This is a genomic window from Kitasatospora sp. NPDC007106, assembly GCF_040634455.1.
GTDB classification, from domain to species: Bacteria; Actinomycetota; Actinomycetes; order Streptomycetales; family Streptomycetaceae; genus Kitasatospora; species Kitasatospora arboriphila.
Window position 1 is genome coordinate 1 of record NZ_JBEYFP010000210.1, and the last position, 9,279, is coordinate 9,279.

Sequence of the window (9,279 nt, forward strand, 5' to 3'; positions counted from 1 at the left end):
GGCTGACCGCCGAGGGCCGGCCCGGCAGCGCCGCCGGCCACCGAGAGCCCGCCGGGGAGGGACGACCGCAGGGGGTCGGCCCTCCCCGGCGCCTTTTCCGGCCCGGGACGGCCTACAGCGGATCGACCGTGCGCAGGCTGCCGCCGTCCAGCTCCAGCCAGCGGGTGATGCCGATCGACCGCAGGAACGGCACGTCGTGGCTGACCACCACCAGCGCACCCCGGTAGCCGGACAGCGCCTGGGTGAGCTGGCGGACGCTCGCCAGGTCCAGGTTGTTGGTCGGCTCGTCCAGCAGCAGCAGCTGCGGCGGCGGCTCGGAGAGCAGCAGCGCGGCCAGCGTCGCCCGGAACCGCTCCCCGCCGGACAGCGTGCCGGCCGGCCGGTCGGCCCGCTCGCCGCGGAACAGGAACCGGGCCAGCCGCGCCCGGATCGCGTTGTTCCCCGCCGAAGGGGCGAACTGCCGCACGTTGCCGACCACGCTCAGCTCGTCGTCCAGCAGGTCGAGCCGCTGCGGGAGGTACCGCATCGGCACCGGCGTGCCCACCTCGCCCGCCGCCGGGGCGAGTTCGCCCGCGACGGTGCGCAGCAGGGTGGTCTTGCCGGAGCCGTTCCGCCCGACCAGGGCCACCCGCTCCGGGCCGCGCAGCTCCAGGTCGATCGGTGCGGCACCGACCGGCCCGTGCGCCGGACGCACCCGGTCGAGCAGGAGCACCGTCCGGCCCGCCGGGACGGCCGTGTGTGGCAGGTCGATCCGGATCTCCGCGTCGTCGCGGACGGCGTCCTCCGCCGCGGTCAGCCGCTCCTTCGCATCGGCCAGCCGCTCGGCGTGCATGCCGCGCAGCCGCCCGGAGGTCTCCTCCGCCCGGCGCTTGAACGCCCCCGCGAGGATCTTCGGGTCGTTGCGCTGGATGGACTTCGCCTTCCCGTACGCGGCACTGCGCTCCAGCCGGGCACGGGCCTCGATCAGGTCGCGCTTCTGCCGCTGCACGTCGGCCGCGGCATTGCGCACCAGCCGCTCCGCGGTCTCCTGCTCGGCGGCCAGCGTCCGCTCGTAGTCCGCGAAGTTGCCGCCGTACCAGGTCACCGAGCCGTCCCTGAGGTCGGCGATCTGGTCGACGTGCTGCAGCAGTTCGCGGTCGTGGCTGACGATCACCATGACCCCGCGCCAGGCGGCCACCGCCTCGTACAGCCGCGCACGGGCGGACCGGTCGAGGTTGTTGGTGGGCTCGTCCAGCAGCAGGACGTCCGGGCGGCGCAGCAGCAGCGCCGCGAGGTGCAGCAGCACGCCCTCGCCGCCGGAGAGTTCACCGGTGGTGCGGTCCAGGTCGAGCCGGCCGAGGCCCAGCCGGCCCAGGGTCTCCCGGGCGCGCTCCTCGACGTCCCAGTCGTCGCCGACCGCGGTGAAGTGCCGCTCGTCGGTGTCGCCGGACTCGATGGCGTGCAGGGCCTCGCGGGCCGCCCGGATGCCGAGCGCCTCGTCGACCCGCTCGTCCTGCCGCAGGGTGAGGCCCTGCGGCAGGTAGCCGAGCTCGCCGCCGACCCGGACGGTGCCCGAGGTCGGCGTCAACTCCCCGGCGATCAGCCGGAGAAGAGTGGACTTGCCGGCGCCGTTGAGGCCGATCAGACCGGTGCGGCCCGGGCCGACGGCGAGGTGGAAGCCCTCCAGGACGGGGGCACCGTCGGGCCACTCGAAGGACAGGTCCGAGCAGAGGACGGACGTGGTGGGTTGAGCCATGGATGGCCTCCTGCGGTTGCTACGGATGAGAGAGGGAGCAACACGGGAGACACCGCGGGAGCGGCAGGACGGCACAGGGGAGCGGCACGGGCACCACGCAGGGGCCGGCTCTCGTCCGAGGTCGCACGCTCACGCGCTCCACCGCCGACGATCGGTCGGGCGGGAGCTGTCGAGCGGTGTCTCGTGACCTCAGAAGAGCAAGGGCCTTCTCCAGACATGCGGGGCTGTCGTGCGAACACCCACCACCGTACGGACCGCTCCCCCGCGGAGCAACGGATTTAAACGGATTTAACCGGTGGCCGGCCCGGTGACCGTGGGGCTTGAGTCTCCGGTAGGGGGAGACGTGAAGGTAGGGGCATGAACGGCGAGACGCTCTATTCGATCGGTGATCTGGCTCGGAGGACGGGTCTGACGGTGAAAGCCATCCGGTTCTACGCGGACACCGGGATCGTGCCACCGACCGACCGCACTCCGGCCGGGTACCGCCAGTACGGTGCCGATGCCGTCGCACGCCTCGAACTCGTACGCACTCTGCGCGAGTTGGGAATCGACCTGGCAACCATTCGCAAGGTCATGGACCGGGAGGTCTCGCTGAAGGACGTCGCGGCGACGCACGCCGAGGCACTGGACGTGCAGATCCGCGTCCTGCGGCAGCGCCGCGCCGTGCTGACCGCGGTGGCCAGGCGCGGCTCGACGCCCCGGGAGACGGACCTCATGCACAAGCTGGCACGCCTGTCGGAAGCCGAACGGCATGGTCTGATCGACGACTTCCTCGGTTCCGTGTTCGACGGCTTGCGTGATCACCCCGCGTTCGCGGCGGTCGCGCGCTCATTGACGCCCGAACTGCCCGGCGACCCCGAGCCCGAGCAGATCGAGGCGTGGGTGGAGCTGGCCGAACTGCTCCAGGACCACGATTTCCGCACCACGCTGCACGGCATGGCCCAGGACCTGGCGGCCGACCGGGCCCCGGACGACGCCGCAGGACTGCCCCGGATCCTCGCCGATGCCGTCCGGGTTCAGGTGGCACCGGCTCTCGAGGCCGGGGTCGAGCCGGACTCGCCTGCTGCGGAGCCGATCGTGGCCGCACTCGCGGCCCACTACGCGCGCATCCTCGGCTGCTCGGCCTCGCACGATCCCCGCACCCTCTACCGGCGCCTCGCCGCCCGGCTGGAGCAGATGAACGACCCGCGCCGGGACCACTACCTGTCGTTGCTGGCCGTCGTCAACGGCTGGCCGGCACCCGGGAGCCTGGCGCCCGTGCTCACCTGGTCCACTGCGGCGTTCCGCACCCGGATACCGCAGCGATGAGCCGATCACCTGCCACGCCCGACGCCGCACGACCGGAGCACCCGACCCCGTATCGGTTCCTTGCCGACTACCGGAGCCTGCTCGACGTACCCGGCTTCTGGCGCATGGCCGTCATCGGCATGACGTCGAAGCTCGCCGCAAGCATGACGGGCCTGAGCCTGCTGCTCCTGGTCAGCGGCCCCCGTTCGTACGGGACCGCCGGACTGGCGGTGAGCTGCTCCGCCCTCGGTCAGGGGCTGAGCGCACCGTTGCGCGGACGCCTCGTCGACCGCCTTCCGATCCGCCCGGTCCTCCTCGGCTGCCTTGCGGCCCATCTCGCCGCCACCATCGCCGTGATCCTGGCGGTGCGGAACGCCGCCGGCACCGTGCTGGTCTGTTCACTGGCCGCAGCCGTCGGCGCGAGTGCTCCACCCGTCGCGGTCATGATGCGTTCCGTCTGGTACAGCGTCACCACCGGCACGACCCTGAGGACGGCGATGGCGCTCGACGCCTCCATGACGGGTGCCGCGCTGATCATCGGCCCGGTGCTCGCCGGCTGGCTCGGCCTGTCGCTGTCGCCCCTCCTGCCGTACGCGGCCATCACGACGTTGACGGTCACCGGCGTCGTCCTGGTGGTGGTCAACTCCTCTGCCGTGGTCGTGCCTCCGGCCGCGGCCGGGCACCTGCGGGGCCTCTGGGCGTCGCCGGCGTTGCGCCGCCTGCTGGCCGCCGAAGCCCTGTTCGTGACGGCGGTGACGGCCCTGGACGTGGTGCTGCCGATCCACGCCCGCCAGGAGAACGCGGCCGGGCTGGCCGGCCTGTACCTGGGCGGCCTTGCGGTCGGCAGCGTCGTGGGGAGCTTCGCCCTGGGTACGGCGACGAACCGGCTGTCGCCCGGACTGGCGCTGCCCGTCCTGCTCGGCGTGTTCGCCCTCGGATGCGCCGCTCTGGCCGTGGCCGCAGGGCTCTCCCCGACGGCGGTCCTCCTGGTGTGCCCGGTCGCCGGCCTGGTCATCGGGTCGCTCTTCGCCCTTCTGCGCACCACCGGAGGTGATCTGGCCCCGGCCGGGCAGGTCACCGAGACCATGTCCTGGCTCAGTACCGTCGACCTGGCCGGCGGTGCCGCAGGGGCAGCCGTGTTCGCGCACCTCGCCGATGCGGAAGGAAGCCCGACGGCACTCGTGCTCGTCCCCGTGGTGGCCGCGACGGCTGCTGTGGCCGGCCGGCGGGTCCGGACACACCCCTGCCGGTAGAACCGTTTCCGTACGGTTCTGCGTCTCCTGGGGTGTGGGCAGGTCTGCAGATAGTGCCTGCCCGGTCCCGAACGGGGGACGTCATGATTCGATTCGGCAAGCGCACCCTGGCCCTCGGTTCCGCCGCCGCCCTGCTCGCCGCGGGCGGGGCGGTCGCCGCCGCGCAGAGCGTCCAGGCCGCACCCGCGACCCCGACCTGTCAGGCCGGCGACCTGTACCTGGCCGTCGGCAGCCCGCAGGGCGCCGCGGGGTCCTTCCTCTACCCGGTGGAGTTCACCAACACCTCCACCCACTCCTGTGCGCTGCGCGGTTACCCCGGTGTCAGCGTGCTCACGACCGGCCACGCCATGATCGGTGCGCCGGCCACCCACAACGGTGTCCCGGTGAGCACGGTGGTGCTCGCGCCGGCCCGCACCGCGGTGGCGACGATCCGCACCAACGACCCGGGTGTCGTCCCGAGCTGCCGGACGACCTCGACCTACCTCGGGGTGTACCCGCCGGCCAGCACCCAGCAGATGCTGGTCCCGTACCACCTGCGGGTGTGCGGGCTCTTCGAGATCAGCCCGGTGCAGAGCTCCTGACCGCGGCGGTCACCGCCGCCCGGGCCGGGGCCACGGCCCGGGCGGCCTAGAATCGGCGCATCATGAGCGCCACTCTCGTAGTCAAGGACCTCGCTGCCGGCCACGGCGAGCGCACCCTCTTCGCCGGGCTCGACCTGGTCGTCGCGCCCGGCGACGTGATCGGCCTGGTCGGGGTGAACGGGGCGGGCAAGTCGACGCTGCTGCGCCTGCTGGCCGGCCTGGACACCCCGGAGGGCGGTGCGCTGCGGCTGAGCCCGCCGACCGCGAACGTCGGGCACCTGCCGCAGGAGCCGGAGCGCCGCCCCGGCGAGTCGGTCCGGGACTTCCTGGCCCGGCGGACGGGTGTGGCGGCCGCGCAGGCCGCCCTGGACGAGGCCACCGAGGGCCTGGTGGAGAGCCGTCCCGGCGCGGACGACGAGTACGCGGTGGCCCTGGACCGCTGGCTGGACCTCGGCGGCGCGGACCTGGAGGAGCGCGCCGAGGAGGTCGCCGACCAGCTCGGCCTGAAGGTCTCGCTGGACCTGCCGATGACGGCGCTCTCCGGCGGCCAGGCGGCCCGGGCCGGCCTGGCCTCGCTGCTGCTGTCGCGCTACGACGTCTTCCTGCTGGACGAGCCGACCAACGACCTCGACCTGGACGGCCTGGAGCGGCTGGAGTCCTTCGTGAAGGGGCTGCGCGCGGGCACGGTGCTGATCAGCCACGACCGCGAGTTCCTGGCCCGGACGGTGACCCGGGTGCTGGAGCTGGACCTGCACCAGCAGCAGGTCAACCTGTACGGCGGCGGCTACGAGGCGTACCTGGAGGAGCGGGCGGTGGCCCGCCGGCACGCCCGCGAGCAGTACGAGGACTACGCGGACACCAAGGCCTCGCTGGAGGCCCGCGCGCAGATGCAGCGCAACTGGATGGAGCACGGCGTCCGCAACGCCCGCCGCAAGGGCGGCGACAACGACAAGAAGGCGCGGGCGACCCGCGCGGAGTCGACGGAGAAGCAGGCCTCGAAGGCCCGGCAGACGCAGCGCATGATCGAGCGGCTGGACGTGGTCGAGGAGCCGCGCAAGGAGTGGGAGCTGCGGATGGAGATCGCCGCCGCGCCGCGCTCCGGCGCCGTGGTGGCCACCCTGCGCGGTGCGACCGCGCGGCGCGGCGACTTCTCCTTCGGGCCGGTGGACCTGCAGATCGACTGGGCGGACCGGGTGGCGATCACCGGGGCGAACGGCGCGGGCAAGTCCACGCTGCTGGCCGCCCTGCTGGGCCGGCTCGACCTGGACGGCGGCAGTGCCGCGCTGGGTTCGGGCGTGGTGGTCGGCGAGGTCGACCAGGCCCGTGGGCTGTTCCTCGGGGACGAGCCGCTGTCGGACGCGTTCGCGGCGGCGGTGCCGGAGCTCACCGACGAGGAGGTGCGCACGCTGCTGGCCAAGTTCGGGCTGAAGGCGGTGCACGTGCTGCGTCCGGCGGGCACCCTGTCGCCGGGCGAGCGGACCAGGGCGGCGCTGGCGCTGCTGCAGGCCCGCGGGGTGAACCTGCTGGTGCTGGACGAGCCGACCAACCACCTGGACCTGCCGGCGATCGAGCAGTTGGAGTCGGCGCTGGCCTCGTACACCGGGACGCTGCTGCTGGTGACGCACGACCGCCGGATGCTGGAGGCGGTCACGGTGAACCGGCGGCTGGTGGTCGAGGGCGGCCGGGTCCGCGAGCTCTGACGGCACGGGCCGCGCCGGTAGGAGGTCTGTACCACCGGGCGGCCGTGTGCTGTGCTGGCGGGCATGGTTGACGAATCATCAGCACCGGGCACGGTCCACCCGACCGTGCCGCTGGTCCCGATGGCGGTGCCGGCCCACGAGGCCGCGGACCGCTGCAGGTCGTTCCACGACGTGATGGCGCAGCGGCGCACCGTCCGGGACTTCGCCGTCCGTCCGCTGCCGGACGGGGTGGTGGAGTGGGCGGTGCGCACCGCGTCGACGGCGCCGAGCGGGGCGCACGTCCAGCCGTGGCGCTTCGTGGTGGTCACCGATCCGGCGCGCAAGCGGCGGCTGCGGGAGGCCGCGGAGGCGGAGGAGCGCGAGTTCTACGCCCGCCGGGCCTCGCCGGAATGGCTGGCGGCGCTGGCCCCGCTGGGCACCGACTGGCGCAAGCCGTTCCTGGAGGACGCGCCGGCGGTGATCGTGGTCTTCGAGGTCCACAAGGGCCCGGACACGCCGCGGCCGTACTACACCAAGGAGTCGGTGGGGATCGCGGTCGGGCTGCTGCTCGCGGCACTGCACCAGGCCGGGCTGGCGACGCTGACGCACACGCCGAGCCCGATGCGCTTCCTGAACGAGGTGTGCGAGCGGCCCGCCGAGGAGCGGGCGGCGTACGTGATCCCGGTCGGCTACCCGGCGGAGGGCGCGCGGGTCCCGGACCTGCGACGCAAGGGGCTGGAGGAGGTCTTGGTGCGGATGTGACGCCAGTGGCGGGCGTCGGCCGGAAACCGGCGCCCGCCGGGTCCGGCGCGCCGGGAAAGCCGTTGAAGGCGCCGCTGGCCTGCGCCGATAATCCTTGTCATGAACCACACTGCCGACGTTCCTGACACCGGCCCGCGTCCGGTGTCCGCCGCCCGCCCGCCGGAGCTCCTGCCGCTGCCGCTCGGCGCGTCGCTCCGCCGCCGCCGGGTCGCGGACGCGGCCGCGCTCAACGAGGCCGTCCGCGCCAACCTGGAACACCTGCGCCCGTGGATGCCGTGGGCGAAGGCGGCGCCCAGCATGGAGCACAGCATCGAGATGTCCCGCGCCGGCGAGGAGGTCTGGGACGCGGGCACCGACTTCATGTACGTGCTCGCGCCGGACGCCGATCCGGGCGAGGTGATCGGCGCGTTCGGCCTGCACGGGCGGATCGGGCCGGGCGCCCTGGAGATCGGCTACTGGGTGGGCGTCGGGCACACCGGCCGCGGCCTGGCCACGGAGGGCGCACGGGCGCTCGCCGAGGCCGCACTGGCGCTGCCGGGCGTCGAGCGGGTGGAGATCCACTGCGACGAGGCGAACACCGCCAGCGCGGCCGTCCCGCGCAAGCTCGGCTTCCGGCTCGACCGCGTGGACGAGGCCCTGGTCACCGCCCCCTCCGAGACCGGCCGCAAGCTGATCTGGGTGATGGAGCACACCGCCTGAAGGGCACACCGCAAGGGGCGCGTGGGGGCGCCTCCCGGCGCCCCTGAGGTGCCTCAGGCCCGATCCTCAGTAGCGGTCGCCGACCGGGGCGGGCAGGGCGTCGAGTTCGGCGAGGTCCTCGACGGTGAGCCGGACCTCGGCCGAAGCGGCGTTGTCCGCCAGGTACTTCGGCGTCTTGGTGCCGGGGATCGGGATGACCAGCCGGCCCTGGGCGAGCACCCAGGCGAGCGCCACCTGGGCGGTCGTGGCGCCCGTCCGCCCGGCGATCTCCTTGACCTTCGCGACCAGCGCCAGGTTGGCCTCCAGCGCCTCGGCCTGGAACCGCGGCAGGGTGGCCCGCCAGTCGTCCGCCGGCAGGTCGCCCGCGGAGGAGAACCGGCCGGCGAGGAAGCCGCGGCCGAGCGGCGAGAACGGCAGGAAGGCGATGCCGTTGGCCTCGGTGTAGGGCAGCACCTCGGCGAGGGCGTCGCGCGTCCAGAGCGAGAGCTCGGACTGCACGGACGCCACCGGGTGGACGGCCTGGGCCCGCCGGATCTGTTCGACGGTGACCTCGGACAGGCCGATCTGCCGCGCCTTACCGGCCGCGACGGCCTCGGCGAGCGCGCCCCAGGTCTCCTCGATCGGCACCTGCGGGTCGACGCGGTGCAGCTGGTAGAGGTCGACGTGGTCGGTGCCGAGCCGGCGGAGGCTGTCGTCGATCGCCTTCCGCACGTGCTCGGGGCGTCCGTCGTTGCCGACCCGCGCGCCGCCGGTGCCGGGCACCAGGCCGACCTTGGTGGCCAGCACGGCGCGCTCCCGGTACGGGCCGGCGAGTGCGCGGCCGACCAGTTCCTCGTTGTCGTACGGGCCGTAGATGTCGGCGGTGTCGATCAGGGTGACCCCGAGGTCCAGCGCGCCGCGGACGACCTCGACGGAGGTCTCGTCGTCACGGCCGTTGGGGTCGTAGGCCCAGGTCATGCCCATGCAGCCCAGGCCGACCACGCCGACCTCGGGGCCGCCGGTGCCGAGCACGGTGGTACGCATCTGTTCCTCCTGCGGTGGTGGTTCGGTGGTGATCCGGTCGCGGTGCAAGCCTGCCGGTTGGAGTGCACTCGAGGTCAAGCCGACACCCGACGGGCCGTCAGCCACGACGGCTCCGGCGGACCTTAAGCGTGCCGTAAACCTTGTCCGGGCGCCGCCGGGAGGGTTGACGCGCCCAGATGGTCTAGTCCATTTTGTGAGCGGCGCCGCCCCTCGACCCCCGGCCCCCGCCCCGCGCTCCCCCACGATCCGCGCGGGCGGCG

General features: G+C 73.6%; 8 protein-coding genes. 6 read left to right on the top strand and 2 right to left on the bottom strand.

Annotated elements, in window-relative coordinates; genetic code table 11:
• Nucleotides 1-112: 112 nt before the first annotated feature.
• Entirely contained in the window at nucleotides 113-1,735 is a 1,623-nt protein-coding gene (locus ABZ641_RS18000) for an ABC-F family ATP-binding cassette domain-containing protein (protein ID WP_359982908.1), read from the bottom strand.
• A gap of 357 nt (nucleotides 1,736-2,092) precedes the next feature.
• Between ABZ641_RS18000 and ABZ641_RS18005 the strand changes: the two genes are divergently transcribed.
• The 6 genes from ABZ641_RS18005 to ABZ641_RS18030 all read left to right on the top strand — a co-directional run bounded on the left by ABZ641_RS18005 (nucleotide 2,093) and on the right by ABZ641_RS18030 (nucleotide 7,996).
• Nucleotides 2,093-3,043 carry a MerR family transcriptional regulator gene (locus tag ABZ641_RS18005; protein WP_359982910.1) on the top strand — a complete coding sequence of 317 codons (951 nt, stop codon included), beginning with the start codon at nucleotides 2,093-2,095 and terminating at the stop codon, nucleotides 3,041-3,043.
• Nucleotides 3,040-4,275, top strand: a complete 1,236-nt coding sequence (locus tag ABZ641_RS18010) for an MFS transporter (RefSeq protein WP_359982913.1) — start codon at nucleotides 3,040-3,042, stop codon at nucleotides 4,273-4,275. Before ABZ641_RS18005 ends, ABZ641_RS18010 begins: the two co-directional genes overlap by 4 nt.
• An 83-nt stretch (nucleotides 4,276-4,358) precedes the next feature.
• Nucleotides 4,359-4,856, top strand: a complete 498-nt coding sequence (locus ABZ641_RS18015; protein WP_344626050.1) for a DUF4232 domain-containing protein — start codon at nucleotides 4,359-4,361, stop codon at nucleotides 4,854-4,856.
• A gap of 62 nt (nucleotides 4,857-4,918) precedes the next feature.
• Nucleotides 4,919-6,556 (top strand): ABC-F family ATP-binding cassette domain-containing protein, encoded by a 1,638-nt coding sequence (locus ABZ641_RS18020; RefSeq protein WP_359982917.1) that lies wholly within the window; start codon nucleotides 4,919-4,921, stop codon nucleotides 6,554-6,556.
• A 63-nt stretch (nucleotides 6,557-6,619) separates the two neighbouring features.
• Nucleotides 6,620-7,297, top strand: coding sequence for a nitroreductase family protein (locus ABZ641_RS18025; protein WP_359982919.1), 678 nt, complete (start codon nucleotides 6,620-6,622; stop codon nucleotides 7,295-7,297).
• 99 nt (nucleotides 7,298-7,396) lie between these two features.
• Nucleotides 7,397-7,996: a GNAT family N-acetyltransferase gene (locus tag ABZ641_RS18030; protein WP_344626053.1), complete on the top strand. Its 600-nt coding sequence runs from the start codon at nucleotides 7,397-7,399 to the stop codon at nucleotides 7,994-7,996.
• A 66-nt stretch (nucleotides 7,997-8,062) separates the two neighbouring features.
• Here the strand turns inward: ABZ641_RS18030 and ABZ641_RS18035 are convergent, their stop codons facing one another.
• Nucleotides 8,063-9,019, bottom strand: coding sequence for an aldo/keto reductase (locus ABZ641_RS18035; protein WP_359982921.1), 957 nt, complete (start codon nucleotides 9,017-9,019; stop codon nucleotides 8,063-8,065).
• Between the last annotated feature and the right edge of the window lie 260 nt (nucleotides 9,020-9,279).

Coding starts and splice junctions, on each gene's coding strand:
- ABZ641_RS18030 (WP_344626053.1), top strand. CDS start 7,397: ATGAACCACACTGCCGACGTTCCTGACACCGGCCCGCGTCCGGTGTCC.
- ABZ641_RS18000 (WP_359982908.1), bottom strand. CDS start 1,735: ATGGCTCAACCCACCACGTCCGTCCTCTGCTCGGACCTGTCCTTCGAG.
- ABZ641_RS18035 (WP_359982921.1), bottom strand. CDS start 9,019: ATGCGTACCACCGTGCTCGGCACCGGCGGCCCCGAGGTCGGCGTGGTC.
- ABZ641_RS18020 (WP_359982917.1), top strand. CDS start 4,919: ATGAGCGCCACTCTCGTAGTCAAGGACCTCGCTGCCGGCCACGGCGAG.
- ABZ641_RS18005 (WP_359982910.1), top strand. CDS start 2,093: ATGAACGGCGAGACGCTCTATTCGATCGGTGATCTGGCTCGGAGGACG.
- ABZ641_RS18015 (WP_344626050.1), top strand. CDS start 4,359: ATGATTCGATTCGGCAAGCGCACCCTGGCCCTCGGTTCCGCCGCCGCC.
- ABZ641_RS18010 (WP_359982913.1), top strand. CDS start 3,040: ATGAGCCGATCACCTGCCACGCCCGACGCCGCACGACCGGAGCACCCG.
- ABZ641_RS18025 (WP_359982919.1), top strand. CDS start 6,620: ATGGTTGACGAATCATCAGCACCGGGCACGGTCCACCCGACCGTGCCG.